At 62.1% G+C, this 26,495-nt stretch carries 21 protein-coding genes; 8 read left to right on the top strand and 13 right to left on the bottom strand.

What is annotated here, in order from left to right; all coding sequences use genetic code 11:
* Positions 1 to 2,028, bottom strand: a 2,028-nt coding sequence (locus J5M56_RS13785) for a DUF6543 domain-containing protein (protein WP_347709427.1), incomplete at its 3' end; no start/stop codon positions are given.
* Between the two features lie 207 nt (positions 2,029 to 2,235).
* On the opposite strand from J5M56_RS13785, the gene pip reads away from it, so the two are divergent.
* The 7 genes from pip (at position 2,236) to J5M56_RS13750 (ending at position 11,025) form a co-directional block, all read left to right on the top strand.
* Positions 2,236 to 3,207 (top strand): prolyl aminopeptidase, encoded by a 972-nt coding sequence (pip, locus tag J5M56_RS13780; RefSeq protein WP_060479934.1) that lies wholly within the window; start codon positions 2,236 to 2,238, stop codon positions 3,205 to 3,207.
* The gene (dtd, locus tag J5M56_RS13775; protein WP_207937136.1) at positions 3,204 to 3,641 is read left to right on the top strand and encodes a D-aminoacyl-tRNA deacylase; all 438 of its coding nucleotides are present in this window, start codon (positions 3,204 to 3,206) and stop codon (positions 3,639 to 3,641) included. The genes pip and dtd overlap by 4 nt, the downstream gene beginning before the upstream one ends.
* A 263-nt stretch (positions 3,642 to 3,904) precedes the next feature.
* Complete coding sequence (locus J5M56_RS13770) at positions 3,905 to 5,641, top strand: glucan biosynthesis protein G (RefSeq protein WP_207937135.1); 1,737 nt, start codon at positions 3,905 to 3,907, stop codon at positions 5,639 to 5,641.
* Positions 5,634 to 8,207: a glucans biosynthesis glucosyltransferase MdoH gene (gene mdoH / locus J5M56_RS13765; RefSeq protein ID WP_060479932.1), complete on the top strand. Its 2,574-nt coding sequence runs from the start codon at positions 5,634 to 5,636 to the stop codon at positions 8,205 to 8,207. Before J5M56_RS13770 ends, mdoH begins: the two co-directional genes overlap by 8 nt.
* Before the next feature lie 252 nt (positions 8,208 to 8,459).
* Complete coding sequence (locus J5M56_RS13760) at positions 8,460 to 9,257, top strand: transporter substrate-binding domain-containing protein (RefSeq protein WP_060479948.1); 798 nt, start codon at positions 8,460 to 8,462, stop codon at positions 9,255 to 9,257.
* A gap of 78 nt (positions 9,258 to 9,335) precedes the next feature.
* The gene (locus J5M56_RS13755) at positions 9,336 to 10,298 is read left to right on the top strand and encodes an amino acid ABC transporter permease (RefSeq protein ID WP_207937134.1); all 963 of its coding nucleotides are present in this window, start codon (positions 9,336 to 9,338) and stop codon (positions 10,296 to 10,298) included.
* Positions 10,291 to 11,025, top strand: a complete 735-nt coding sequence (locus tag J5M56_RS13750; protein ID WP_060478199.1) for an amino acid ABC transporter ATP-binding protein — start codon at positions 10,291 to 10,293, stop codon at positions 11,023 to 11,025. Before J5M56_RS13755 ends, J5M56_RS13750 begins: the two co-directional genes overlap by 8 nt.
* Before the next feature lie 107 nt (positions 11,026 to 11,132).
* Here the strand turns inward: J5M56_RS13750 and J5M56_RS13745 are convergent, their stop codons facing one another.
* From J5M56_RS13745 to ubiE, 11 genes are all read right to left on the bottom strand, one after another.
* Positions 11,133 to 13,073, bottom strand: a complete 1,941-nt coding sequence (locus tag J5M56_RS13745) for a methyl-accepting chemotaxis protein (RefSeq protein WP_207937133.1) — start codon at positions 13,071 to 13,073, stop codon at positions 11,133 to 11,135.
* A 132-nt stretch (positions 13,074 to 13,205) separates the two neighbouring features.
* Positions 13,206 to 15,122 carry a methyl-accepting chemotaxis protein gene (locus tag J5M56_RS13740; protein ID WP_207937132.1) on the bottom strand — a complete coding sequence of 639 codons (1,917 nt, stop codon included), beginning with the start codon at positions 15,120 to 15,122 and terminating at the stop codon, positions 13,206 to 13,208.
* A gap of 96 nt (positions 15,123 to 15,218) precedes the next feature.
* On the bottom strand, positions 15,219 to 15,926 hold the full coding sequence (locus tag J5M56_RS13735; RefSeq protein ID WP_207937131.1) for a 16S rRNA (uracil(1498)-N(3))-methyltransferase: 708 nt from the start codon (positions 15,924 to 15,926) through the stop codon (positions 15,219 to 15,221).
* Positions 15,923 to 16,714 (bottom strand): twin-arginine translocase subunit TatC, encoded by a 792-nt coding sequence (gene tatC / locus J5M56_RS13730; RefSeq protein ID WP_186476309.1) that lies wholly within the window; start codon positions 16,712 to 16,714, stop codon positions 15,923 to 15,925. Before tatC ends, J5M56_RS13735 begins: the two co-directional genes overlap by 4 nt.
* Positions 16,711 to 17,076 (bottom strand): Sec-independent protein translocase protein TatB, encoded by a 366-nt coding sequence (gene tatB / locus J5M56_RS13725; protein ID WP_186476310.1) that lies wholly within the window; start codon positions 17,074 to 17,076, stop codon positions 16,711 to 16,713. Before tatB ends, tatC begins: the two co-directional genes overlap by 4 nt.
* Positions 17,077 to 17,079: 3 nt before the next feature.
* Entirely contained in the window at positions 17,080 to 17,361 is a 282-nt protein-coding gene (locus J5M56_RS13720; protein WP_060478189.1) for a twin-arginine translocase TatA/TatE family subunit, read from the bottom strand.
* 25 nt (positions 17,362 to 17,386) lie between these two features.
* Positions 17,387 to 17,722, bottom strand: coding sequence for a phosphoribosyl-ATP diphosphatase (locus tag J5M56_RS13715; protein WP_186476311.1), 336 nt, complete (start codon positions 17,720 to 17,722; stop codon positions 17,387 to 17,389).
* 1 nt (position 17,723) lies between these two features.
* Entirely contained in the window at positions 17,724 to 18,116 is a 393-nt protein-coding gene (gene hisI, locus J5M56_RS13710) for a phosphoribosyl-AMP cyclohydrolase (protein WP_027592414.1), read from the bottom strand.
* Positions 18,117 to 18,188: 72 nt separating this feature from the next.
* Entirely contained in the window at positions 18,189 to 19,811 is a 1,623-nt protein-coding gene (ubiB, locus tag J5M56_RS13705; protein ID WP_060478187.1) for a ubiquinone biosynthesis regulatory protein kinase UbiB, read from the bottom strand.
* Positions 19,808 to 20,431: an SCP2 sterol-binding domain-containing protein gene (locus J5M56_RS13700; protein ID WP_207937130.1), complete on the bottom strand. Its 624-nt coding sequence runs from the start codon at positions 20,429 to 20,431 to the stop codon at positions 19,808 to 19,810. Before J5M56_RS13700 ends, ubiB begins: the two co-directional genes overlap by 4 nt.
* Positions 20,431 to 21,201, bottom strand: a complete 771-nt coding sequence (gene ubiE / locus J5M56_RS13695) for a bifunctional demethylmenaquinone methyltransferase/2-methoxy-6-polyprenyl-1,4-benzoquinol methylase UbiE (RefSeq protein ID WP_060478185.1) — start codon at positions 21,199 to 21,201, stop codon at positions 20,431 to 20,433. Before ubiE ends, J5M56_RS13700 begins: the two co-directional genes overlap by 1 nt.
* Positions 21,202 to 21,325: 124 nt before the next feature.
* Between ubiE and J5M56_RS13690 the strand changes: the two genes are divergently transcribed.
* Positions 21,326 to 21,601, top strand: a complete 276-nt coding sequence (locus J5M56_RS13690) for a polyhydroxyalkanoic acid system family protein (protein WP_079229996.1) — start codon at positions 21,326 to 21,328, stop codon at positions 21,599 to 21,601.
* A 9-nt stretch (positions 21,602 to 21,610) separates the two neighbouring features.
* Here J5M56_RS13690 and J5M56_RS13685 read toward each other — a convergent pair whose 3' ends face one another.
* Positions 21,611 to 26,323 (bottom strand): DUF6543 domain-containing protein, encoded by a 4,713-nt coding sequence (locus J5M56_RS13685; RefSeq protein WP_243430740.1) that lies wholly within the window; start codon positions 26,321 to 26,323, stop codon positions 21,611 to 21,613.
* Positions 26,324 to 26,495: the final 172 nt, after the last annotated feature.

The raw sequence follows: 26,495 nt of genomic DNA, 5'->3' as shown, positions 1-26,495 counted from the left end.
CAGCGTGTCTTCGAGCAACGCCGGCAGCCTTAGATTCTGCGCGAGCACCCGGCGTAAGGTGCTTTGCTCGGTGGCGCTGATATCGAGGATGCGTTGCAGTGTCGTTTCATCGAAATGCGCACTCAAATGGCCAAGGCGGCGCAGCAACCTGCTGCCTGCCCAGTGCCGTGGTTGGTCACCGGGCAGCAGCCAGGCACCGCTGCCGTTGTGGGCCAGCAGCGGTGAGTAGCGATGAGGTGCCGTGGGGTGCCGCAGACGGTATTGGTCCGTGGCGGGCGTTCGCTCTACCTGGTATTGCTGGCCTTCGATCACCAGCCACTGTTTGCCCTGGTGCATACGCAGGCCACGTTCGTCCGTTTCGAGGCCTGCCGGTAGCGGTTGGTCGCTGTGATAAGGCCGCAGGTCGGATTTCCACAGGCGTATCCGGCCGTCGGGCATCTCAACGTCTTGCAGTTCTTCGATGAACGACGGTGTTTCCACTGCGAGGCGCTCAGGGTACGGGTCTTCACTAGGCTCGCCCTTCGCGCCTTTCAACGCCTTGTGCGCCGCAGCGACGGCGGCCATGAGTGCGACGTTTTCGATCACGTCGACCAAGTAATTGAACGCGGTGTCGCGTTCGTCGTTGTGCCAGGCCTCGATGCCGTCATACACCTCGAAGGCCAATTGGGTCACGCACACTGCCAGCATCAACTGACCAAGGCCGGGCACGAAGAAACCGGCAATATTCAAGCCGGTCAATGCCCGCCCGAAAATCAGCTCGCGGTGCATCTGGGCGCTGCGGCGGTCGACGATTTCGGTGGGGATGGCATGGTACAGCGCGTCTCGTTCGTGGCGCTCTACCTTCTGCAGCGCCATCATGCCCTGGAACGCGTGGGTGAAGGGGCGCATGACCGGGTTCAGGCTGGCCTGGGTGTCCGGCAGGCGCTCGAGCAGGCCCCGGCTGCTCCATTGAATGGGGGTCAGGCGATCGGCCAGGCGGCTTTGCACAGCGGCTTTGTCCCGGTCGGGGATATGCGCGTCCAGATAGGCGATGTTGGCCCGAAGCCGGTCGCTCAGCTCGTTTTCCAGTGCGCCGATAGAGGGGAATGCCTTGAGCGGGGTCTGTTCATCCTGGGCCACATAGAGGGCGTGAGTCAGTTGCCCGTTGCCTTGCCAGGTGATCAGAATGACGCCGGTCAGTTCGGCCTCCCATAGGCTAAGGGTGCTGAAGGTGAGTGGCGCATCTGCAGCCGGGGCCTGATCCACTGGCGTTGCAAGTGCTGCGTCGTAGAAGCCTTGGTCAATATCGCCTTTGAGCCGGGCGAAGTGCAGCGATTGGCGCCACGCCGAGACTTCGGCCTTGCCCAAGGTCTGATAGACCTCGAGCGCGACTTCGTCGGCGCTGCGCTCGGCAGTGGCAGCAGGGTAGTAGATGGCATGCACCAGTGCGTGGTAACCGCCACCGATGTCCAGGTTGCGGCAAAGCTCAGCAAAGGCTTCGGCGCTTATGTCCAGAGCGTTGGTGATGGGTACGGTGCCCATGAACCTGCGGTGGTCGACGATGACCGACCTTTTCAGCAGCGCTTTGGGGGCGTCCATGCCATGCTCGCCTGCAGCCTGGGCGTCGAAGTTGTGCATGGCGCATTGCAGCAGCGAGCGAGTTGCCCGATTCACTGCCTGACGGCCGTCGATGGCATTGCTTGTGTCGATCAGGCGCGCATCGATCAGGTAGGTGTGGTCGACATCGATGGGCTGCGCAGGCTCGAACCTTGCGTTGAGGGCGTCGCTCAGTGCGGCTCGAGCGTAGCTTTGCAGGTCAGGCAGGTGGGCGAACAGTTTTTGCACATCGGCCTGGTGCTCGCGGTGGCGAGCATGTTCTTCGGCCCAGGCTCTGGCGACATCGGGCTGGCGCGCGATTGCATCGGCCAGCCAGGCAGGCGCCTGCTGCCAGTTTCGCAGTTGACGGTGCAATGCAGGCGGGCTGCGTTTGAGCCACGCAGGGATGGTGTTTGCAAGGGTGGTGTAATGCACGTTCGGTGGGGTTGGCATGCGAGCTCCAGTGCGTGATCAAAGCAAAGGACGTTGCCTGCCCAGCCAGATGAGTGAGTGGTAGATATGTGCGTTGCACTGCGGCTGACCATGGCGCTTCGTTCCCCGTAAAATCGGAATGCGAAGAACCTGCTCTGACGCATGCTCAAAGTGCAATTCAGGTTTATGATGGCCCACGGCTGAACCAATCCTCACACGGAGTGCGCAATGCAGACCCTGTACCCGCAGATCAAACCCTACGCCCGGCACGATCTGGCCGTGGAAGCGCCGCATGTGTTGTATGTCGACGAAAGCGGCTCGCCCGAAGGTCTGCCGGTGGTGTTCATCCACGGTGGCCCCGGTGCCGGGTGCGATGCCCAGAGCCGCTGCTACTTCGACCCTAACCTGTATCGCATCATCACCTTCGATCAACGCGGCTGTGGGCGCTCCACCCCGCATGCGAGCCTTGAAAACAACACCACCTGGCACCTGGTCGAGGACCTTGAGCGCATTCGCCAGCACCTTGGGATCGACAAATGGGTGCTGTTCGGCGGTTCGTGGGGCTCGACCCTGGCCCTGGCCTATGCTCAGACCCATCCCGAGCGCGTGCATGGCCTGATCCTGCGCGGCATCTTTCTGTGCCGCCCGCAGGAAATCGAATGGTTCTACCAGGCCGGCGCCAGCCGCCTGTTCCCTGACTACTGGCAGGACTACATCGCGCCGATTCCGGCAGAAGAACGTGGCGACCTGGTCAAGGCCTTCCACAAGCGTTTGACTGGCAATGACCAGATTGCCCAGATGCATGCAGCCAAAGCCTGGTCCACATGGGAGGGGCGCACCGCAACGCTGCGGCCCAACCCGCTGGTGGTGGATCGTTTTTCCGAGCCGCAGCGTGCGTTGTCGATCGCCCGCATCGAATGCCACTACTTCATGAACAATGCCTTCCTGGAGCCGGATCAGCTGATTCGTGACATGCCCAAGATCGCTCACCTACCGGCGGTGATCGTGCACGGCCGCTATGACGTCATCTGTCCGCTGGACAACGCCTGGGCGCTGCATCAGGCCTGGCCGAACAGTGAATTGAAGGTGATTCGCGACGCAGGTCACGCCGCCTCCGAGCCGGGTATCACCGATGCTTTGGTGCGTGCCGCCGACCAAATGGCCCGCCGCCTGCTCGACCTGCCCCTGGAAGAAGCATGAGGGGCTTGCTGCAGCGCGTGCGTGGCGCCAGGGTGGAGGTGGGCGGGGAAATCGTCGGCGCCATCGACCAGGGCTTGCTGGTTCTGGTCGCCGTAGAGCCTGAAGATACCCGCGAACATGCCGATAAGCTGTTGCACAAGCTGCTCAACTACCGGGTATTCAGTGACGAGCAGGGCAAGATGAACCTGTCGCTCAAGGATGTCGGGGGCGGTTTGCTGCTGGTATCGCAGTTCACCTTGGCGGCCGATACCCGCAGCGGCATGCGCCCCAGCTTTTCAACTGCGGCGCCACCGGCGCTCGGAGCGCAATTGTTCGACTATCTTTTGAGCAAGGCCCGCGACCAGCATGCCAATGTGGCCAGTGGGCGTTTTGGTGCAGACATGCAGGTGCACCTGGTCAATGATGGCCCTGTGACATTCTTGTTACAAATATGAGGTCGAAAAACCCCTTGTTTGGAAGAAAACAAGGGGTTTCGTACGATAAATAGTTGATCCAGCCTGATGCGTTGTAACGCGACCTGCTGGATAATCGCGCGCTGCGTGAGCCTGCGTTCGCAGGTTCGTTTCACTCTGACTCGAGCGTTGTCTGGACCTGTTTGGGGAATCATTAGGCCCTGATGGGGTCCGAACAGTGCTCGCCAACCCGGCATTTGTCGCTGGCCGTTGGTTTCATGATCTGTTTTCGGCGAGGGTTGCTCGTGATTGTTAGTCCCCATAAAGCATCAAGAATCCCCGGCACTGGGTTGCGCAAGGCCCTGATGGCCAGTGTGGCACTGGTCGGCCTGATGAGCGCGGGCCAGCTGTGGGCATTCAATCTTGACGATGTTGCAGCCAAGGCAAAGGATCTGGCCGGCCAGAAATACGAAGCACCGAAAAGCAATTTACCTGCCGTGTTCCGCGACATGAAGTTTGCGGATTACCAGAAAATCCACTTCCTGCGCGAAAAAGCCGAGTGGGCCAACGACAAGACTCCATTCAAGCTGTCGTTCTATCACCAGGGCATGCATTTCGACACGCCGGTGAAGATCAACGAGATCACCGCGACCAAGGTCGAGGAAATCAAGTACGACTCCAGCCGCTTCGAGTTCGGTGACGTGCCGCACGACCCCGACACCGTGAAGAACCTCGGCTACGCCGGCTTCCGGGTGCTGTACCCGATCAACAAGGCCGACAAGCAGGACGAGATCATGACCCTGCTGGGGGCCAGTTACTTCCGCGTGGTCGGCAAGGGCCAGGTGTATGGCCTGTCGGCCCGTGGCCTGGCAATCGACACCGCGCTGCCGTCGGGCGAAGAGTTCCCGCGCTTCACCGAATTCTGGGTGGAAAAGCCCAAACCGGCCGACAAGCACCTGGTGATCTACGCGCTGCTGGACTCGCCGCGCTCCACTGGGGCCTACAAACTGATTCTGCGCCCAGGCACCGATACCGTGGTCGACGTACAGTCGCGGGTGTTCCTGCGTGACCAGGTCAGCCGCCTGGGTGTCGCGCCGCTGACCAGCATGTACCTGTTCGGCCCCAACCAGCCGTCCAAGGTGCTGAATTACCGCCCTGCGCTGCACGACTCCGAAGGCCTGTCGATCCATGCCGGCAATGGCGAGTGGATCTGGCGCCCGCTGAACAACCCGAAACACCTGGCCGTGAGCAATTTCAGCGTCGAGAACCCGCGTGGTTTCGGCCTGATGCAGCGTCAGCGCGCCTTCAGCGCCTACGAAGACCTCGACGACAACTACCAGAAGCGCCCAAGCGCCTGGATCGAGCCGAAGGGCGATTGGGGCAAAGGTACCGTCGACCTGGTCGAAATCCCGACAGCCGACGAGACCAACGACAACATCGTTGCTTTCTGGAGCCCGGAGAAGTTGCCTGAACCAGGCAAGCCGTTCGAGTACGCCTACCGCCTGCACTGGACGCTCGACGAGCCGCAGTTCCAGGCCCCTGAGCTGGGCTGGGTCAAGCAGACCCTGCGCTCGACCGGTGACGTCAAGCAGTCCAACCTGATCCGCCAGCCAGACGGCAGCGTCGCCTTCCTGGTCGACTTTGCTGGCCCGGCCCTTGCTGCCCTGCCAGAAGACGCCCCGGTGCGCAGCCAGATCAGCGTCGGTGACAACGCCGAGGTGGTAGAGAACAACCTGCGCTACAACCCGGAGACCAAAGGCTGGCGCCTGACCCTGCGTTTGAAGGTCAAAGAAGCCAACAAGTCCACGGAAATGCGCGCTGCCTTGGTACGCGACGTGCCGGTCGAAGCAGCCACGCCTGCTGCTGAAACCAAAACGGAGAAGGCTGTGGCCAAGCACGGCAAGCACGAGAAGGCTGCCAAGGCGGAGCCAGCCAAGGCTGAACAACCTGCCGCCGATGCGGCATCCACCAACGGGACCCCGGCCACCACCGAGAAAGTGCTGACCGAGACCTGGAGCTATCAGTTGCCTGCCGATGAGTAACTCAAGCGCAAGGCCGGAATCGCTTGGCGAATACCTGGCCCACCTCCCTCTGAGCGATGAGCAGCGTGCGGAACTCGCCAGCTGCACCTCGTTCAGCGAGCTGCATCAACGCCTGGCGGCCACCCCGGCCGCCAACGGCACCGAGGCCGTGCAGGCCTCGGTTGGCCCGCGCCTGACCGTGGGCAGCGCCGCCGAACTTGAAGACGCAGAAATGCTCGGCGTCGACGGCAGCGGCCGGCTGTGCCTGAAGATCGCCCCGCCGATCAAGCGCACCAAGGTCGTGCCTGAGCCATGGCGTACCAACCTGTTGATCCGCATGTGGCGGCGCATGACCGGCCGCCCCAATGCCCCGCAGCCCCCCAAGCGCGAGCTGCCGGCAGCGCGCTGGCGCACGGTCGGTTCGATCCGCCGCTACATCCTGCTGACCCTCATGATTGGCCAGACCATCGTTGCCGGCTTCTATATGAAGGGCATCCTGCCATATCAGGGCTGGTCGTTCGTCGACCTGGACGAAATCGTCAATCAGCCGCTGTGGGACACCGTGGTGCAGGTTTGGCCGTATGCCCTGCAAACGTCCATTCTGGTGCTGTTCGGTATCCTCTTCTGCTGGGTTTCTGCAGGTTTCTGGACCGCGCTGATGGGCTTTCTCGAGCTGCTCACCGGGCGCGACAAGTACAAGATCTCCGGCAGCAGTGCAGGCAACGAGCCCATTGCTCCCGAAGCGCGTACCGCGCTGGTGATGCCAATCTGCAACGAAGACGTGCCGCGGGTGTTCGCAGGGTTGCGGGCGACTTTCGAATCGGTGGCTGCCAGCGGCAACCTCGATCGCTTCGATTTCTTCGTGCTCAGCGACACCAACGACACCGACATTGCCGTGGCCGAGCAACAGGCCTGGCTGGACGTGTGCCGCGAAACCAAGGGCTTTGGCCGCATCTTCTATCGCCGCCGCCGCCGCCGTGTGAAGCGCAAGAGCGGTAACCTCGACGACTTCTGCCGTCGCTGGGGTGGCGAGTACAAGTACATGGTGGTGTTGGACGCCGACAGCGTCATGAGCGGTGAATGCCTGAGCAGCCTGGTGCGCCTGATGGAGGCTAACCCGGATGCGGGCATCATCCAGACCGGGCCGAAAGCTTCGGGCATGGACACTCTCTATGCGCGCATGCAGCAGTTCGCCACCCGTGTGTACGGCCCGCTTTTCACTGCCGGCCTGCACTTCTGGCAGCTGGGTGAGTCGCACTACTGGGGCCACAACGCGATCATCCGCATGAAGCCGTTCATCGAGCACTGCGCGCTGGCGCCGTTGCCTGGCAAGGGGGCGTTCGCCGGGGCCATTCTGTCCCACGACTTCGTCGAAGCAGCGTTGATGCGCCGTGCCGGCTGGGGTGTGTGGATCGCCTATGACCTGCCGGGCAGTTACGAAGAACTGCCGCCCAACCTGCTCGACGAGCTCAAGCGCGACCGCCGCTGGTGCCACGGTAACCTGATGAACTTCCGCCTGTTCCTGGTCAAAGGCATGCACCCGGTGCACCGTGCGGTGTTCCTCACTGGGGTCATGTCGTACCTGTCGGCGCCGTTGTGGTTCTTGTTCCTGGTACTGTCCACTGCGCTGCTGGCGACCAATACGCTGATGGAGCCGCAATACTTCATCGAGCCGTACCAGCTTTACCCGCTGTGGCCGCAGTGGCACCCGGAGAAGGCCGTGGCGCTGTTCTCCACCACCATCGTGCTGCTGTTCTTGCCCAAGCTATTGAGTGTGATCCTGATCTGGGCCAAGGGCGCGGTCGAGTTTGGCGGGCGCATCAAGGTCACCCTGTCGATGCTGATGGAGATGTTGTTCTCCATGCTGCTGGCGCCGGTTCGGATGATCTTCCACACCCGCTTCGTGCTGGCCGCGTTCCTTGGCTGGGCTGCGACGTGGAATTCGCCGCAGCGTGACGATGACTCCACACCGTGGAGCGAAGCGGTGCGTCGCCATGGCCCGCAGACCCTTCTGGGTATCGCCTGGGCTGGGCTGGTGGCGTGGCTTAACCCAAGCTTCCTGTGGTGGCTGGCGCCGATCGTCGGTTCGCTGGTGCTGTCGATCCCGGTGTCGGTGATCTCCAGTCGCACCCGCCTGGGCCTTGCAGCCAAGGACGAGAAGTTGTTCCTCATTCCAGAGGAGTACGCAACTCCCCAGGAGCTGTTGGCGACCGACCGCTACACCCACGAAAACCGCTGGCATGCGCTGCATGACGGCTTCGTGCGCGCAGTGGTTGACCCGCGGCAGAATGCCCTGGCCTGTGCCATGGCTACCGCCCGCCACGGCCATGCCGCGCCGATCGAGGCGCTGCGCGCCGAGCGCGTGGCCAAGGCGCTGGAAGTGGGGCCCAAGGCACTGGACCTCAATACCCGCCTGGCGCTGCTCAGCGACCCGGTAGCCTTGAGCCGCCTGCACGAACAGGTGTGGGCGCAGCACAATGCGGCGTGGATCGATGTGTGGCGTGCTTCGATCAACAACGACCCGCATTCACCGCTGCTGCCACTGCATCCGGAGCAAGAGGGCCAGCCGACCCTGGCCGGCGCCTGACGGAGCCTATTCGCGGGTGAACCTGCCCCACGGTCACTGCGCCGCCTCACGGTCGGCGCGGTACTTGTGGGAGTAGGTTCACCCGCGAAGCTTTTCACCACCCAGGCCGATTTTGGCCAACAAAGTCCCCGCCGGCTCTAGGTCCCAGGCCCGCCATGCGTTAGCATCCGTCTCCGATAATGCGCATCGGCCAGTACGGCCGTGCCAAGACAATAAGATTCGCTTCTTTACTTGTTAGGGGACTTGGTGATGATCAAGCAATACCTTTCGCGACTGTTGGTCGGTGTCACCGCCCTGGTCGCCGTAACGGCAGCCCAGGCCGGCGCTATCGACGATGCAGTCAAGCGCGGCACCTTGCGGGTGGGCATGGACCCAACCTACATGCCGTTCCAGATGACCAACAAACGCGGCGATATCATCGGCTTCGAGGTCGATATCCTCAAAGCCATGGCCAAGTCCATGGGCGTGAAGTTCGAGGCGGTTTCCACGGCCTATGACGGCATCATCCCGGCGCTGCTGACCGACAAGTTCGACATCATTGGCAGCGGCATGACCCTCACCCAGGAACGCAACCTGCGCCTGAACTTCAGCGAGCCCTTCATCGTGGTTGGCCAGACCCTGCTGATCCGCAAGGAGCTGGCTGGCGAGATCAAGTCATACAAAGACTTGAACAACGAGAAGTACCGCCTGACTTCCAAGCTGGGCACGACCGGCGAAATGGTGTCCAAGAAGCTGATCGGCAAGGCCAAGTACCACGGCTACGACAACGAGCAGGAAGCGGTGATGGACGTGGTCAACGGCAAGGCTGACGCTTTCGTCTACGACGCACCCTACAACGTGGTGGCGATCGAGAAGGTCGGCGCTGGCAAGCTGCAGTTCCTCGACGAGCCCTTCACGTACGAGCCACTGGCCTTCGGCCTGAAGAAAGGCGACTACGACAGCATCAACTTCATCAACAACTTCCTGCACCAGATCAAGCATGACGGGACCTACGATCGTATTCACGACAAGTGGTTCAAGAACAAGGACTGGCTGAAGGAAATGGAATAAGGCTCAGGCCACAAGCCTAGCTTTTGCCCCCGACGCGCAGGTAAACCCTGCGCGTTCGCATTTACGGAAGTACCCCACGTGATCAAACACAAGAAAGCCCAGTGGCCCTGGCACGGGTTGACCGCCCTGCTCCTGTTGGGCCTGGCGTTCAGCCTGTACATGGCGACCTCGATGATTTCCTACGAGTGGCGCTGGAACCGCGTGCCGCAGTATTTCGCCTACAAGGCAGAAGAAGTTCAGCGGGCCGGCGGCAACGGCAGCGTGCAGGAAATCGTCGTTTCCGGTGACACCGCACGTGTCACGCTCAAGGACGAGAACGGTGACGAGCAAGTGCTCGACGTGGCCAAGGACAGCCTGTTACTGAGCCGTGGCGACGATGTCGCCGAAGGCGACCAGATCGGCGTTATCCGTCACTGGGCGGCGGGCCCGCTGGCCTGGGGCCTGTGGACAACATTGTGGCTTTCGGTGGTGTCCGGCGCTTTTGGCTTGCTGATCGGCCTGTTCGCCGGCTTGTGCCGTCTGTCGAACAATCCAACCCTGCGTGACCTGTCGACGGTTTATGTCGAGTTGGTGCGGGGTACTCCACTGCTGGTGCAGATTTTCATTTTCTACTTCTTCATCGGCACCGTGCTCAACCTGTCCCGGGAATTCGCGGGGGTGGCAGCCTTGGCGTTGTTCACCGGCGCCTATGTTGCAGAAATCGTTCGCGCCGGCGTGCAGTCGATCGCCAAAGGGCAGAATGAGGCTGCACGCTCGCTGGGCTTGAACGCAGGCCAGTCGATGCGCCACGTGATCCTGCCGCAGGCGTTCAAGCGCGTGCTGCCACCACTGGCGGGCCAGTTCATCAGCCTGGTCAAAGACACCTCGCTGGTATCGGTGATCGCTATCACCGAACTGACCAAGAGCGGCAGGGAGGCGATCACCACATCGTTCTCGACTTTCGAGATCTGGTTCTGCGTGGCAGGCCTGTACCTGCTGATCAACCTGCCGCTGTCGCACATCGCCAGCCGGCTCGAGCGGAGGCTTGCGCAAAGTGATTGAAGTCCGTGACCTGTTGAAAGTCTTCGACACCCGTGGCCAGGTAGTGCGGGCTGTGGATAACGTCACCACGCAAGTTGCCAAGGGCGAAGTCGTGGTCGTGCTTGGCCCATCGGGCTCGGGCAAGTCGACCTTCCTGCGTTGCCTCAATGGCCTGGAGCATTTCGATGAAGGCCATGTGGCCATCGACGGTCTGCAACTGGCAGACCCTAAGACCGACATCAATGCCTACCGCCGCGAAGTCGGCATGGTGTTCCAGCATTTCAACCTGTTCCCGCACATGACTGTGCTTGAGAATCTGTGCCTGGCGCAGAAGGTGGTACGCAAGCGCAACAAGGCCGAGCGTGAAGCCAAGGCCCGGGCATTGCTGGATAAGGTTGGCATCGCGCAGAAAGCCAACGAGTATCCCTCGCGCCTCTCCGGTGGCCAGCAGCAGCGGGTGGCGATTGCCCGCGCGCTGGCGATGGACCCGAAGGTGATGTTGTTCGACGAGCCGACTTCGGCGCTTGACCCGGAGATGGTGGGTGAGGTGCTGGACGTGATGAAAACCTTGGCCCAGGAAGGCATGACCATGGTCTGCGTCACCCACGAGATGGGCTTTGCCCGTGAAGTGGCCGACCGGGTGCTGTTCTTCGATCACGGCAAGCTGCTTGAAGATTCGGCCCCGGCGGCGTTCTTTGCCTCGCCCCAAGACCCCCGGGCGCAGGCTTTCCTGCGCCAGGTGCTGTAATTCGGGGCCCTTTGGCGGGTAAACCGGCTCCCACAAGTTAGCGCGCATCTCCAAGAATGTGCTGCCCTTGTGGGGGCGGGTCCACCCGCGATGTGGGCGGCTGTATCTCAAAGGTTGAATCGCCCCACCATCCCCCGCAACTGCTGCCCCAGCTGCTCCAGCTCACCACTGGAGGCTGCCGTCTGCTCACTGGCCGCACTGGTCTGGTCCGAGGCATCCCTCACGCTGATCACGCTACGGTTGATCTGTTCGGCCACGACGCTTTGCTGCTCGCTGGCCGTGGCAATCTGTTGGTTCATCCCCTGAATGCTCGACACGGTATCGGTGATCTGCGCCAGCGCCTGCCCAGCTCTGCGGCTGAGCTCCACGCTCTGCTCGGTCAGCTGTTTGCTGTCATCGAGCAGGCGGGTGACCTCGTCGGTGCCGCTGTGCAGGCTGTGGATCAGTTGTTCGATTTCTTCGGTGGATTGCTGGGTACGCTGCGCCAGCCCGCGCACCTCGTCGGCCACCACGGCAAAACCACGGCCCGCTTCGCCGGCCCTGGCAGCTTCGATGGCTGCGTTGAGTGCCAGCAGGTTGGTCTGTTCCGACACTGACTTGATCACCACCAGGATGCTGCCGATGCGCTGGCTCTCGCCGGCCAGATGCTGCATGGCGTTCAGGCACGCATCCATCTGCCGTGCCAACTGCTCGATCCGGCTAATGGCTTGAGCCACCACCTGATCGCCCAATTGCGCCTGCTGGTCTGCATTGGTGGCCGCGAACGAGGCGTGTTCAGCGTTTTGCGCCACTTCTTGCACCGTTGCGCTCATCTGGTTCATGGCGGTGGCCACTTGGTCGGTTTCTTCGCGCTGCTGGTTGATGCGCAGCTTGGTGTCCTCGCTGCTGGCGGCCAGCTGCGACGCCGCCTGGGACAGGTGGCCAACGCCATGGTCGATACCGCCGATCAGCTCACGCAGGCTCACGGTCATTTCGCGCATGCTGGCCTGCAATTGCCCCATCTCGTCGCGGCGCCGCACAGGCTCCAGCGTGCTTAGATCGCCTTTGGCGATTCGCGCGGCCAGCGTCAGCGTCTGGCGCAGCGGCTGGGTGATCTGCTGGGTGATCAGCCAGCCGGCGACGACGCCTACGACCAGGGCCAACAACGCCACGCTGGTGAGCAGCGAGCGAGCAGCCAATGCTTCCCTGTCACGCTGCTCCACTTTACGCTCGCTCAGCGAAAGGCTGATCCCCCGGACCTCGTCGCCCATCTTTTCCATTTCATTTTGCAGCTGTTCGACCTTAAGGGCCGTGACGCGATACTGGGCCAGACTGGTTCGGTATTTTTTCAGCTCGATGCCCGGCTGTTCGGTCAGCGTACGTGGCAGCCCGAGGGGCGCCAGGCCGGTGACGAGCTGAGCGAGGCTGGTGTCGGCGATGTTCAATGCGCTGTCACCGACCGTGGCGAAGTCTTCAAGCGGCGAGAAGGTGTAGGCGGGCACCAGACTCTGCTGGTTGGCGGTGTCCACCTGCTGGCTCAGGCTATCCATCAGGCCAAGCAGGTTGCCTTGGCTGTCTGCCGGCATCTTCAACAGGGCCTGGGTTTGCAGAGCATCGATGGCGTCGTTGAGTTTTTCTTCCTGGGCCTGCATGGCCGTGCGAAGCGCGTGGCGCTCATCGACGTTGCGCTGCAGTGCGGTGAAACTTTCGCGAAGTTGCTGCAGCAACGGCAGCTTATGGGTCAGCAACTCGCGTGACTCATCGACCTTGCTGCGTTGCTGCAAAGTGGTCACCGTGGCTTCCAGTTGCTGAAGAATGCCAGCGATCTTGGCTTTGCTGGTGTCGTCGGCGAGCACTCTGTAGGTAATGCGCTCGGCGCGCAGGTCTTTGACCAAGTCGTTGATGCGGCCAATTTCGCTCAGTTGTTCCGAGCGGGTGATGGCGCCGTCCAGCGCGCGCCAGCCGCTGATCGTGGTCGCCAGGGTGAGTGCCAGGACCACGGCGAAGCCCAGGGCGAGCTTGGCGCCGACACTGATGTTGCCGAGCCTGTAATTGAGGTAGCCGAACATGGCAGATCTCCGTCCAGATGAGGGGGTAGGGTGCTGGCGGAATGCTGGCATCCTATCCCTGCCCATCGGCGGAGAGCCCGTAGGACTTGACCTGAAAGTGCTGTAGGAAAATTCAGCTCACTTTGTGAGGCGTTAGAGCCGGAATCGCCCGACCAGCCCCTGCAAATGGGTGCCCAACCGTGCCAGTTCCACGCTCGAGCTGGCGGTTTCCTCGCTGGCTGCCGAAGTCTGGTCCGAGATATCACGCACGTTCATGACGCTACGGTTGATTTCTTCGGCTGTAGCGCTCTGCTGCTCGGCTGCCGTGGCAATCTGCTGGTTCATGGCCTGGATCGACGACACCGTGTGGGTGATGGTTTCCAGCGAACTACCGGCACGACGGGTCAGCTCGACGCTGCTGTCGGTCAACTGGCGGCTGGCGTCCATCACGCTGGCGACGCGCTGGGTGCCGCTTTGCAGCCCGGCGATCAGCTCTTCGATCTCCTCGGTGGACTGCTGGGTGCGCTGGGCGAGGCTGCGCACCTCGTCGGCCACTACCGCAAAGCCACGCCCGGCTTCACCGGCACGGGCCGCTTCGATGGCCGCGTTGAGCGCTAGCAGGTTGGTTTGTTGGGCCACCGACTTGATCACATCCAGCACGCTGCCGATTTTGTCGCTCTCGGCCTTGAGCTGGTTCATCGCCTCGCTGGAGTTGACCACTTCGCCGGCCAGGCGCTCGATCTGTGCCACTGCTTCGCTGACCACCCGGTCGCCTTCTCGCGCCTGCTGATCGGCCATGGCAGCGGCTTCGGAGGCCTGCTCGGCATTGCGAGCTACTTCGTGCACGGTGGCAGCCATTTCGTTCATCGCAGTGGCGACCTGGTCGGTTTCGACCTTCTGATTGCTGACCCCGGCGCTGGTCTGTTCGGTGACCGCCGACAGCTCTTCGGCAGCGCTGGCGATCTGTGTCACGCCATCGCCGATGCCGCCGATCAGTTCGCGCAGGCCTTGGGTCATGCGTTGCATGCTGGCCTGCAACTGGCCGAGTTCGTCGCGGCGAGTGGTGTCCAGGTCCTGGCGCAGGTCGCCATTGGCCACGCGCTCCGCAGCAGCGAGGGTCTGGCGCAGGGGGACGATGATCTGCCGAGTGATCGCCCAGGCGGCCAGCAGGCCCAGGACGATGGCCAGGGCGCTGGCGCCGCCGAGCATGATTTTGGCTTTGTGCGTACCGGCATCGCGGACCTCGGTCTGCGAGAGGGTCATGGCTTCACTGTTCTTCAGCAGGACCGAGCCTTGCTCAGTCATGCGCTCCAGGGCCTGCTCGCTGGCACCTTGAGCATCGCCGAACTGGGTCACCGCATCGCGGTAGGCGGCCAGGGCAGTGGCCGAATCGTCCAGGCTGGCGGCGTATTCGGCAGGCAACCTGGCAGGCAGAGCTTTGAGCTCGCTCAGTGCCTGGTCGATGGCCTTGAGCGCAGTCTGCTGATATTCGGCGTTGCCGCTGTAGGTGTAGCCACGCACTTGGAAGCGTGCCTGCTGCACCAGCGCACTGACCTCCACGGCTTGGCGATACTGGCCGATGTCGCCGCCCTGCAGCAGGCGCTGCTCGACCCGGTCGATCAGCCCGGCCGCCTTGTCGGCGCTGTCACCCAGCACCGCGCGAGCAGCTTCGCGGCGTTGGCCGGCTTGCTTGAGGTCGGTGAAGGCTTGCTGATACTGGGCAACGGCGGCCTGCTGTTGCTTGAGCCGCTGCTGGTCGATGGGTTGCTCGATTTGCCCGAGCATCATGTCGACCTGACGCTCGAGGATACCCAGTGCTTTTTCCATCTCACCGATGGCCGCCTCGTTGCGGTCGCGCTGGTAGTGCTGGCGAGCGATGCGCAGATCCTGGGTGTATTGGTGAATCACCGAAATGTTGCCCAGCTTGTCACCCCTTGCGGTGACGCTGTCCAGCCCTTGCCAGCCGGTGAAGGTGATGGCCAAGGTCAGCAGCAACACCAGGCCAAAGCCCAGCCCCAGCTTGCGATTGACGCTTATATTTCCCAGCGATTGGGAAAACCATTGGTACATGTTCGACTCCCCGGCAGCGTGGCAGTATTTTTGTGGTATTGCCCACACCATCGGCTTGCGCTGGGGAAACTTTACAGCTCAAAGCTGACCCGCTCGTCAGAAGATCCTCGAGAGCAAGGCTGTTACAGCGGTTTCCACACGCAAGATGCGCTCACCCAGTTGCACGGGGGCCAGGCCCGCGTTGCCGAGCAAGTCCACTTCATACGGAATCCAACCTCCCTCCGGCCCAATCGCCAGGGTCACAGGCCCCTCGACGGCGCGCGGGCAGGCGGGGTAGGGGCCAGGGTGGCCGACCAGCCCGAGTGTGCCTTGGGCGATGGCCGGCAGGCGATCTTCGACGAACGGTTTGAAGCGCTTTTCGATGATGACCTGGGGCAGTACCGTGTCGCGGGCCTGTTCCAACCCAAGGATCAGGTTTTCACGAATGCTTTCGGGGCTGAGGAAAGGGGTTTGCCAGAAGCTCTTCTCGACCTTGTAGCTGTTGACCAGGATCAAACGCGGCACGCCCAGGGTGGCGACGGTCTGGAACAACCGGCGAAGCATCTTGGGCCGTGGTACGGCCAACACCAGGGTCAATGGCAACTTGGCCGGTGGTTGTCGATCGAAAGCGACTTGCAGCTCGGCTTCGTGCCGTTCCAGGCGCAGCACCATCGCCGTGCCCATCAACCCATCGATGCGCCCGACGCGAAGTGTGTCGCCTACGGCGACACGGTGGATGTCTTGCATATGGGTGAAGCGCCGATCAGCCAGAACGACGCGGTCGGCCGCGACGAAGTCGGCCTCTTCGAGGAGTAACAGGTTCACGGCTGGGTCGCTGGCGGCTGGTCGTTAGGGTCGTTGGTGGCGTTGTCTTCGGCTTCGCTGCGTTTGCGGATCAGGCTGCCGCATAGCACGCCGATCTCGAACAGCAGCCACATTGGCACCGCAAGCAGGGTCTGCGAGAAGATGTCGGGCGGGGTGAGGATCATGCCGACCACGAAGCAGCCGATGATCACGTAAGGGCGGATCTTCTTCAGATACTTCACGTCAACCACGCCGATCCACACCAGCAGTACCACAGCCACCGGAATTTCGAACGCTACGCCGAAGGCGAAGAACAGCGTCATCACGAAGTCGAGGTAGTTGGCGATGTCGGTCATCATCGCGACGCCCGCAGGAGTGGCGGCGGCGAAGAACTTGAACATCAATGGGAACACTAGGAAATAGGCGAACGCCATGCCTGCGTAGAACAGCAGGATGCTGGACACCAGCAATGGAATGGCGATGCGCTTTTCATGGCGGTACAGCCCTGGCGCGATAAAGCCCCAGATCTGCTGGAGAATGAACGGGATCGCCAGGAACAGCGAGACGATCATGGTCAGTTTGAACGGCGTCAGGAACGGCGAAGCCACGTCGGTGGCGATCATCGTGGCGTTGGCCGGCAAATGCTCGCGCAGGGGTGCCGACACCAGGGTGTAGATCTGCTGGGCAAAGGAGAACAGCCCCGCGAAGATCAGGAAGATGACCGCCACACAGCGAAGCAGGCGGGTACGCAGTTCGGTCAGGTGCGAAACCAGCGGCATGGGCTGGTCGTGTTCCGGATTTTCGCTCATGGGGCTCGCGGCGGTTGAGGCTGATCGGGCGATTCAGGCGCAGCTGTCGGCACTGCCGGCGTTACCGCAGGCGCAGCAGCGGGCGGGGTGGCGGTGGGCGACGGCGCGGGCGGGCTTTGCGGGTTGAGGATGCGCTTGGCTTCCTCTTCCATCCGCAGGATGTGCTCGTTGTGCAATTGGCGGCGAATGTCGTCGGCACCAATTTCGCGCTCCACTTCCATCTTGATCGTATTGAAGCTGCGTTTCAGCCGGCCTATCCACAGGCCCGCTGTACGCGCAGCGCCCGGCAGGCGCTCGGGGCCGAGCACCAACAAGGCGACGAGGCCGACGAGCAGCAGCTCGCTGAAACTGATGCCGAACATGGGTCAGTCTTTCCGCTGTGGCTCTTGGACCGGCTGGGCCTGGCCCTCGATGGTGTGGCCTTGGGGCTGCTGCGCGGTGTTCTGCACCGGCGGCACTGGCGGCACTGGCTGGGCGGGCGGTGGGGTCTGCTCGGCCGGCTTGGTTTCTTCTTCGTTCATGGCTTTGCGAAAGCCCTTGATCGACTCACCAAGGTCGCTGCCGAAGTTCTTCAGCTTCTTGGTGCCGAAGACCAGGACTACGACGATCAGCAGAACGATCCAGTGTTTCCAGTCAAAAATACCCATGGTGCTCTCCTAGAATGCAATGTGCTCAGGCCGAAGGTTGGCGCGCGGCTTTTTCATCGTGCCCGGAAAGCCCGAAACGGCGCTCCAGTTCATCAAGCACCGCTTGTGGGTGCTGGCCCAGCGCACTGAGCATGACCAGGCTATGGAACCACAGGTCTGCGGTTTCATAGATGACATCACTGTAATCCTGGCTCACGGCGGCGTCTTTGGCCGCGATGATGGTCTCGACCGATTCTTCGCCAAGCTTTTCGAGGATCTTGTTCAGGCCCTTGTGGTACAGGCTGGCCACGTACGAGCTGTCGGGCGCTGCAAGTTTGCGCGCTTCGAGCACTTGGGCCAGGCGGTTCAGGGTGTCGCTCATGTCAGTGTCCTGCGCTATAGATGGCATCCGGGTCTTTCAGAACCGGGTCGACGGTTTTCCACTGGCCGTCTTCGAAGACGCGGTAAAAGCAGCTTTCGCGGCCAGTATGGCAAGCGATGTGGCCTAACTGCTCGACCATCAGGATGATCACGTCGGCATCGCAGTCCAGGCGCATTTCATGCAGCTTCTGCACGTGGCCGGACTCTTCGCCCTTGCGCCACAGCTTGCCACGGGAACGCGACCAGTAGATGGCGCGTTGTTCGGCGGCGGTCAGGGCCAGTGATTCGCGGTTCATCCAGGCCATCATCAGCACGCGTCCGGTCTTGTGGTCCTGGGCGATCGCCGGTACCAGGCCATCGCTGTTCCACTTGATCTCGTCCAGCCAGTCTTTCATCGTCGACTCCAAAACGGGCCCGCTCCTGTGCCGGGCCCTTTGCGCTAGTGTGCCAGCCAGCAGCGCGGCTGGCTATTGGCGCACGATCAGGTAAAGGCCGGCGGCCAGCATCAGCCAGGCTGGCCAGGCAGCTGGAGCGGCCAGGCTGGCGGCCTCGGCGGCGCCGGTGGCTAGTACCGCACCGCCACCGAGCAAACCGGCGCCAAGCAGGCGCAATGCCCATCGGTCGCCCAGGCGGCGACGTTCTGGCAGTTGCGGGTCTTGTAGATGAGGCTGCGACAGGCGCTCGAGCAGGTCGCGGGTCATGCCCGCCAGGTGCGGTAGCTGTTCGGCCTGGCTGTACAGGTTGCCAAGCACCGCCTTTGGGCTCATGCGCTCGCGCATCCAGCGCTCCAGGAACGGCTTGGCAGTGCTCCACAGGTCCAGCTCGGGATACAGCTGGCGGCCCAGGCCTTCGATGTTGAGCAGGGTTTTCTGCAACAGCACCAGCTGCGGCTGCACCTCCATGTTGAAGCGCCGTGCAGTCTGGAACAAGCGCATCAACACCTGGCCGAAGGAGATGTCCTTCAACGGCTTTTCGAAGATAGGCTCGCACACAGTGCGGATCGCCGCTTCGAACTCGTTGACCTTGGTGTGCGCCGGCACCCAGCCCGAGTCGATGTGCAGCTCGGCAACACGGCGGTAATCACGCTTGAAGAAAGCGATCAGGTTGCGCGCCAGGTAGTCCTGGTCCTCGGCGGTCAGGCTGCCGACGATGCCGCAGTCGATGGCGATGTACTGCGGGCTCCAGGGTTTCACAGTACTCACGAAGATGTTGCCTGGGTGCATGTCGGCGTGGAAGAAACTGTCGCGGAATACCTGAGTGAAGAACACCTCCACACCGCGCTCGGCCAGCATCTTCATGTCGGTGCGCTGATCGGCCAGGGTCACCATGTCGGTCACCGGCACGCCATAGATGCGCTCCATCACCAGCACCTTGGGGCGGCACAGGTCCCAGTACACCTGGGGCACGTACATCAACTCGGACCCCTCGAAGTTGCGCCGCAGCTGGCTGGCGTTGGCCGCCTCGCGCAGCAGGTCGAGTTCGTCGTAGATGGTTTTCTCGTAGTCGCCGACGATTTCCACCGGGTGCAGGCGGCGGGCATCGGCCGAGGCACGTTCAGCGGCCTTGGCGATCAGGAATAGCCAGGCCAGGTCTTGGGCGATTACCGGCTTCAACCCCGGGCGCACCACTTTGACCACCACTTCTTCACCGCTTTTCAGGCGTGCGGCGTGCACCTGGGCGACCGAAGCAGAGGCCAGCGGTTCGACGTCGAAACGGCTGAACAGCTGCGCCACGGGGGCGCCCAGTTGTGCCTCGATCAGCGCCACCGACTGCTTGGGGTCGAACGGCGGCACCCGGTCCTGCAGCAACATCAACTCATCGGCGATGTCGCTCGGCAGCAGGTCGCGGCGCGTCGACAGCAACTGGCCGAACTTGATGAAGATTGGCCCCAGGTCCTGCAGCGCCAGGCGCAGGCGGGCACCACGGCTGAGCTCGGAAGCCTTGCGTGGCAGCCAGCGCCAAGGCATCAGCAGGCGCAGGCTGGCCAGCCACCAGGGCAGTTGGGGCTGGTCGAACAACAGGTCATCGAGGCGGTAGCGGATTACCACGCGCTGGATGCGAAAGAGACGTCGGACGGCGAGCAGCTTCATGCGTTACCGCTGGTATCAAGGGATCGGGAGAGGCGCTGCAGGCGCGCCTCGAGACGTTCGATGTCGAGCTTGAGGGTGTCGAGCTCGCTGAAGGCGGCTTCGGCTTCACGCTGCCCTACCAGGGTGCGTGATTCCTCGGCCAGGTATTCGGCCAGGTTCTGGCTGAAACGTGCCAGGCCCTGGCGGGTCCAGCGTGCACGCAAGCGTATGTGGCCGGCCAGCATCGCGGTGGCTACCGGGCCGAGCCAGCGCTGCAGCTCGTGCTCCCAGTCCAGTTCCAGGTCCTGCAGCACCCCGAAAAGGTCGAGCAGCACGGCGCTGTCGCCATGCAGTTCGACCTGAGGGCTGTGCAGCACGGCAGTCTTGTCCTTGGCCACCGCCAGTTGCACCAGGCTGCCAGCCGGAGCGCGCAGGCTGCAATGGACCTCACCCTCCCAGTGGGCGGCGAGCATCAGGCCTTGTTCATCGGGCAGGATGAACACCTGCATGGCCGGTTGGCGGCAGTCGATTTCGATGACCTTGCCTTCCAGCGCGGCCAGCCGCGGCAGGGCCGTGCTGTCCATGCGCAGGACCCGGTTCAGGCCATGTTCGATGCTGGCGAGCAGCCCGGCCAGCAGCATCAGGGTTTGATTCCCCGGTGCACGGCCACGATACCGCTGGTCATGTTGTGGTAGGTGACGCGGTCGAAACCGGCCTCGACCATCATGCTCTTGAGGGTTTCCTGGTCGGGGTGCATGCGGATCGACTCGGCGAGGTAGCGGTAGCTGTCGGCATCATTGGTGATCAGCTTGCCGGCCAACGGCATGAAGGCGAACGAGTAGGCATCGTAAGCCTTGGACATCAGCTTGTTGGTGGGTTTGGAGAACTCCAGGATCAACAGGCGCCCGCCGGGCTTGAGCACACGCAGCATCGAACGAATGGCTGCGTCCTTGTGGGTGACGTTGCGCAGGCCGAAGGCGATGGTCACGCAGTCGAAGTGGTTGTCGGGGAAGGGCAGCTTCTCGGCATCGGCCTGGACGAACTCGATGTTGGCAGCCACACCACGGTCAAGCAGGCGGTCACGGCCGACCTTGAGCATGGACTCGTTGATGTCGGCAAGCACCACTTGGCCGGTCGGGCCGACCAGGCGGGAGAACTTGGCGGCCAGGTCACCGGTGCCGCCGGCGATGTCGAGCACCCGGTTGCCGGCGCGCACGCCCGACAGCTCGATGGTGAACCGCTTCCACAGGCGGTGCATGCCGCCGGAGAGCACGTCGTTCATCAAGTCGTACTTGGCGGCCACGGAGTGGAAAACTTCGGCGACCTTCTTGGCCTTCTGGCTTTCAGGGACGTCCTGGTAGCCAAAATGGGTGGTGGGTTCGGCGTGTTCGCCTTTGCGCTGGTCGTTCATATCGCTTCACCGGAAAAAATTACCGCCATTCTAGGGTGAACCGGCGGATTTGTCTTGGCGGGGTGTGCCTTGGAACAGGGGCGGGCATAATGCCGATTATGTCTATATGCCCAGGAACGCCCGCATGACCCAGATCAGCGTCGAACGCAAACACTCACTCGGCCGCGAGGCCGCCCGCGCCAAGGCCGAAGCGTTGGTGGACAAGCTCAGCCGCGAATACGACCTCAAGGCCACCTGGAACGGTGATCGGGTCGACGTAGCGCGCAGCGGTGCCAACGGCAGTGTGCACATCGGCGAGGACAGCATCCGGGTGGAGCTCAAGCTCGGCATGATGCTGTCGATGATGGGTGGCACCATCAAGGGCGAGATCGAACGCGCCCTTGATAAAGCCTTGGCCTGAAGCGCTGCTTCAGCTGTCAGGGAAGGGGATCAGGCCCTCTATGTCGCGCAGGCGCAGGTCGCCTCGGTAGATGCGGATACGTTCCGCCGGGTCCAGTGCCCGTTGAAGCTGCTCATCCCGGCCCATCCCCCGGGGCTCGCTGAACTTCAAATGACCTTTTGCGAACGCTCGTGGTGCCGCCTGCTCCTGGGTGTAATGGAAGTGCGCCTCCCACAGCGGCTGCCGCGGTTGTTTGCGGTCGATGGTGTAGACGGCAAGGTAGTCATTGGTGCTTAGCCGTTTTCTGGCTTTGACCAGGGTGACTTGCACCTGGTCCTGCTCGATCAGGTAGCGCAGGGCCGTACTGTCTGGGTGCCTGGTATTGAGGTAGGCGTCAGTGAGCAACCGGCGTTTCTCTGCCTGCATGTCGGCGATGGCTTGGTCCAGTTGGCCGGCAAGCGCGTGCCCATCGGCAGGGCCAGCATGCAGGCGCTGTGCGATATCGCTCATATCCTGCATATGCCAGTCGAGCAGGTCGGCCAAACTATTGGGCTCATTGGTATAGCGGCTGGCCAGGGCTATCTGAGCTGCCTTGCGGCCTAACAAGCGCGTTCCGACACGGCGCAGATAAGCAGGGCCATGGATGACCGGTGGGGCCGGCACCTGTTCCCAAGCGTCGCCTTGGCGCTGATATTGGCTGGTGGTCTGTTCGGTGACCGGGTCATTGAGCAGCGCCTGGCTGCCGTCACCGTTTTGCTCGACCAGAATGGCTCTGCCCCGGCTGGTGCGGATCAGCTTGCGTTTGCCTTTGCGCTCTCGATAAGTGACGGGTTGGGCGATTGCAACTGCGCCATCGTCGCGTTCGCGCAAGGTGTTGCTCAACTCGCGCTCGGCCTGTGATTCCAGGGCACCCATTTCCCGTATGTAGGCTTCGAGCTGAACAATGTTCAACGCCGGATCGTTCAGCGACAGCAGGTAGCTGGCCTTGGTGCGGGCGATGCGGTATTCGCGCAGGGCGTTGTTGAGGACCTCGACCTGCTCATCGAGCGGCAAATCGGCGCTAGGGATACTGTTGTGGCTCAGCAGCGCTTCTTTGAAGTCCAGCGAACGCAAGTCGGCCTGCATGCGCAGCAGCTCGTCGAAGCTTTCGGCGGTCAGTCGCTCTCTGTCGATGACCAACTGGCTCAGGTCGCTCAGCACCTGAGCGCGGGTGATCACGGTCGAGTACTTGCGTCGAGCGATGATCTTGTCAATTTTCGTTTGTTTCCCGGCAAACTGTATGCGGTTGTCCAGCAGCGCTTCGACCAGGTTGCGATCCAGTCGCTCGGTGGCAGCCAGTATGCGTTGGTGCAGTGCCAGCGTCGGCTGCAGATTGTCACGGTAAGCTTGGTAAACCGATATGTACTCCTCCCCGAATGGCAAACTGGCCAGTGTCAGCGATTGCGTCTGCACCTGTGTGTAATCGGTCAATTCAAGCAGCCGATGGATCATATGCACATCGTTGTTGAGCAGTTGTTCCCACCATTGACCCAGGCCATAGGCAGCCAGGCCGGAAGGGTCTTGCCTGGCGAAGCGAGGCTCACTCATCTGGCCTAGGACCTGCACTTGTGAAGTCAGGATTTCAGCTTGCTTTTCATGGGTCAGCACCAGTACCTGAAGCTGGCTGCGCAGGCTTCTGCGCATGGCTTGCAACTCGTCCATTTGTGTTTGCACGGGCTCTGGCAGGTTTTCAAGCGATACCCCTGGGTAATCCTCGAGCAGCAACCTGAGGGCCTTTGCGGCGTCGTCCAACGGTTTGACCTGCTCGGAGTTCCTGTCCAGCAGTGCCTCGTACTTCACCAGCATCGCGTCGTTTTGCGCCCTCTTGGCCTGTAATTCGGCCAAGGCCTTGCGGTTCTCTTGCATCACTGCCTGTCGGGATTTGGGCATGCCGCCGGCCAAACTGAGGTCGATCACCCATTCACCATTACGGCGTACGACCCATGGCCCCTTGTCGCGCTCGCGACCAACGATGAGGTAGCCATCCCAGTCGCCACCCCAGCGGTCGGTCCATTCGCCTTTACGGGTGTCCGAACCAATGATGCGGATGCCCGTAAAGGTCTCTTCAACCTCGTAGAACGTGCCTTGTAGATTTACGTAGCAATGTTCTTCGGCCTTGTACAAGCCGCGCAGGCGTCCGCTGGTCTGTAAGGCCGGTGCCTGCGGCTGTGGCCGTGCGCGCAGTTGGGAAAGCGCAGCTCGTGCCTGCGCCGAAAGATTCGCCAAGCGTTGGCTATCACCCCAACGCGTTACCCGGTAGGCAGGTGATTCGGGATGTACAGGTACGGCTTCCCAGGTGGCCGGCTGGGGCGCTGATGTGCTGTGACCACTTGCAGGCTGTCGCTTGGCAGGCCCTGTGATGCGTACCAGGCGCTCGTCTGGCGGTAGCGGGCTGGGGCTGTGCGCAGGGGTTTTGTGCATCAGTAGCATGGCAACGCTCAGCAGAATGTCGGTTGCCGCCAGAATATCGCTCTGCTCTGATCCCTGGCCGAGCACCGCCAAGTCATTGTTCAGGCTCAGTGCCGTAGTCACCAACCACACCACCGTGGCTGCCGGCCCACGCAGCGGGGTGGTAGCCACGTTGAAGGCCAGCCATGCACACTCCACCACCATGTCCCAACGTAGCTCGGCGTTGGAGGTAGATTGGCGCGATGCCAACAGCAGCATGGCGAGGGCTTTGTCGTCATAGAGCTGCTGATCCAGGTGGTCCGCCCAGGGCTTGAAGTCCAGCGCGGCCGGGGCGCGGATCGCATCCAGCGCGGTAAGCCCCAGGGGGTTGAGCAGCGCTGCGATTTCTTCGAGCGTGGGATACAAGTGAGGGTGCGTGAAGCCACCATTGTCATAGATCGGCCTGGCTTCGTCGCTCATCCAGGCCAATACGCTGCGCTGCAGGGCGGGATCGCTGCGCAGGCTTTCCATCAGCTGGTCTGGGCCGGCGAACTCACGCAGTGCGGCATCGCTGAGCCATGGCCGGTAGAGCAGCCAGCTTTGCGGGTCGTTGAGCTTGATCAGGTACATGCCATGGGCCCGATTGCTGCGCTTGGCGCCTCTGGCGCAGAAAAAGGCCAGCGGTGCCAGTTGCAGGTTACCTTGCGCTTGAGCCTGGCCCTGGCAGTAATCGGTCACTGCCTGATAACTGCGCTCACCCAGCGCCCCGTCTATTTTGGCTTTCAGTGCACACAGCAGCAGGCTGGCGCGCCATTCTTTGGCAAAATGCTGAACCCGCAAGCTTTTGCTGGCCGAGTCGTTCAGCCGGCCGTGCACATAGGCTGGATATTGACCGGCAACATCGACGGTACTGATCAGCGAGTCGACATAGGTAAGGGTCAGCCAGGGCGCCAATGGATGTGCGGTAGCGCTTTGCACAGCAGAGACTACCAGCTCGGTAGCGGGGCGCAGCCTGGTGATCGCAAGCTCAGGCAGGCTGATGTTTTTGACGAAGCGCAGCTGCCAAGGGCCTTCGGAGGACACCTGCACACGTTCAGAAAGGCTGATGACGATGTGCTCGGGGTTACTGGGCGGTGTGCCGGGGTGGTCGGCGAGCATCTGTTCGCGCAACCGGCGCGTCGTATACGTGCTCAGGCTTTCGATGCCTTGCAGCGAACTTGTATCTTTGGCCTGGGATTGGCCTGATGACAGCTGCAGCAGCGCTTGGGCATAGGCAAGACGATCCTGTGCATCGGCATTTGCCAGCCAATCCGGAAGTGGCAGCGCTGACCCTGGGAAGGGCGGATGGGCGTAATCGTTGAATGCTGTGCAGGGGTCGCTGAGCTCAGCGTACACCCGCTCCAGATGTGCCACATCTGCGATCGAGCCAAGTTGCACCTGGGCGATACGCTGCAGCATGACATTGAGCAACTGTTCGGCCTGATACGCGAAAACGGGCCTGCTCAGCGGCATTCGCGCCCAGCTCCAGGCGCTGAACGTGTAGCGCTCACAGAGGTCCCGATGCAGGTCTTGTGCAAAGGCTTCTAAGTTCACGTAGCGGCGCACGCTACCTGAAGGCTTGCACCACAGAAACTCTTGTCCGCTGCCCGTCCGCTGGCTGAGCAGAACATCCGGCAACAGTGGCTTGTGCTCCTCACCTTCCTGAGCCAGTGAGACTTGCAGGGCGTAAGCCACAGGTGGAGTGCTGGCCTGGTCGATCAAATCATGTACGCACTGTTCATCGGCAGCAGTCAGGCCCTGTTTCTCGAGGGCCTGCAGCCACGCGCCCTTGATAAGCTGTTCGAGCCAAGTGATGGGGGACACCTCGGTGTCGCTATTGCAGCCATTCCAGAAACTGATCTGTGCCAGCTGAAAGGCTTCGCTCAGGGTCGCCAGGCGCTCGTCGAACACCGTGTTGAGCACTACCGGGTTGAGTTCGATTACCGGTGAATGGTCTTGCGCCCGGAATATCAGGGGAGGGGCCAGGCTCAGGTAGTCAGACGGTGCCAACGTCACTTTCTGGCCGCTGACGAAATGCTCGAGCAGGGTATCGACCAAGTTACGGGTGCTTGGCTGGCCTGGGCCGGCCGCTCGCACCACGCTCAGAGCGTCCGCCGATTGCAGGTGGGGATGGTTCTGCCGGGTCCAAGGATAGCGCTGCACGATGGCTTCGAAGGCGCTTATGGCCAGTACTTGGCGCAAGGTTGGCCGATCGGCGAACCGGGCGGCGGCCATTTGCTTGAACGTCAGAGGACGGATGTCGGTGATAGAGGGCATGGGATCGCGTGCTCCTGCTGGGGGAGCGGCGAGGGTGGCGTGGGGGTAGCAAAGGGGTGCGGTATATAGATCCGAGCGTTGATCTTAGGGTGAGAATTCTAATTTCGGCTCGTACCGTATGTTCAAGCCCAACCTCCATGGGCAGGTTCCTCCTCCACTCATGAGCATGAGG

This window comes from Pseudomonas sp. 51_B (assembly GCF_017491595.1).
In the GTDB taxonomy this organism is placed as follows: Bacteria; Pseudomonadota; Gammaproteobacteria; order Pseudomonadales; family Pseudomonadaceae; genus Aquipseudomonas; species Aquipseudomonas promysalinigenes.
This window is presented reverse-complemented; position numbering and strand designations above follow the sequence as displayed.

Excerpts from the sequence above, each read along its gene's own strand:
- pip (WP_060479934.1), top strand. The coding sequence starts at position 2,236 with ATGCAGACCCTGTACCCGCAGATCAAACCCTACGCCCGGCACGATCTG.
- dtd (WP_207937136.1), top strand. The coding sequence starts at position 3,204 with ATGAGGGGCTTGCTGCAGCGCGTGCGTGGCGCCAGGGTGGAGGTGGGC.
- mdoH (WP_060479932.1), top strand. The coding sequence starts at position 5,634 with ATGAGTAACTCAAGCGCAAGGCCGGAATCGCTTGGCGAATACCTGGCC.
- J5M56_RS13745 (WP_207937133.1), bottom strand. The coding sequence starts at position 13,073 with ATGTTCGGCTACCTCAATTACAGGCTCGGCAACATCAGTGTCGGCGCC.
- J5M56_RS13740 (WP_207937132.1), bottom strand. The coding sequence starts at position 15,122 with ATGTACCAATGGTTTTCCCAATCGCTGGGAAATATAAGCGTCAATCGC.
- tatC (WP_186476309.1), bottom strand. The coding sequence starts at position 16,714 with ATGAGCGAAAATCCGGAACACGACCAGCCCATGCCGCTGGTTTCGCAC.
- tatB (WP_186476310.1), bottom strand. The coding sequence starts at position 17,076 with ATGTTCGGCATCAGTTTCAGCGAGCTGCTGCTCGTCGGCCTCGTCGCC.
- J5M56_RS13720 (WP_060478189.1), bottom strand. The coding sequence starts at position 17,361 with ATGGGTATTTTTGACTGGAAACACTGGATCGTTCTGCTGATCGTCGTA.
- J5M56_RS13715 (WP_186476311.1), bottom strand. The coding sequence starts at position 17,722 with ATGAGCGACACCCTGAACCGCCTGGCCCAAGTGCTCGAAGCGCGCAAA.
- hisI (WP_027592414.1), bottom strand. The coding sequence starts at position 18,116 with ATGAAAGACTGGCTGGACGAGATCAAGTGGAACAGCGATGGCCTGGTA.
- ubiB (WP_060478187.1), bottom strand. The coding sequence starts at position 19,811 with ATGAAGCTGCTCGCCGTCCGACGTCTCTTTCGCATCCAGCGCGTGGTA.
- J5M56_RS13700 (WP_207937130.1), bottom strand. The coding sequence starts at position 20,431 with ATGCTGCTGGCCGGGCTGCTCGCCAGCATCGAACATGGCCTGAACCGG.
- ubiE (WP_060478185.1), bottom strand. The coding sequence starts at position 21,201 with ATGAACGACCAGCGCAAAGGCGAACACGCCGAACCCACCACCCATTTT.
- J5M56_RS13690 (WP_079229996.1), top strand. The coding sequence starts at position 21,326 with ATGACCCAGATCAGCGTCGAACGCAAACACTCACTCGGCCGCGAGGCC.
- J5M56_RS13685 (WP_243430740.1), bottom strand. The coding sequence starts at position 26,323 with ATGCCCTCTATCACCGACATCCGTCCTCTGACGTTCAAGCAAATGGCC.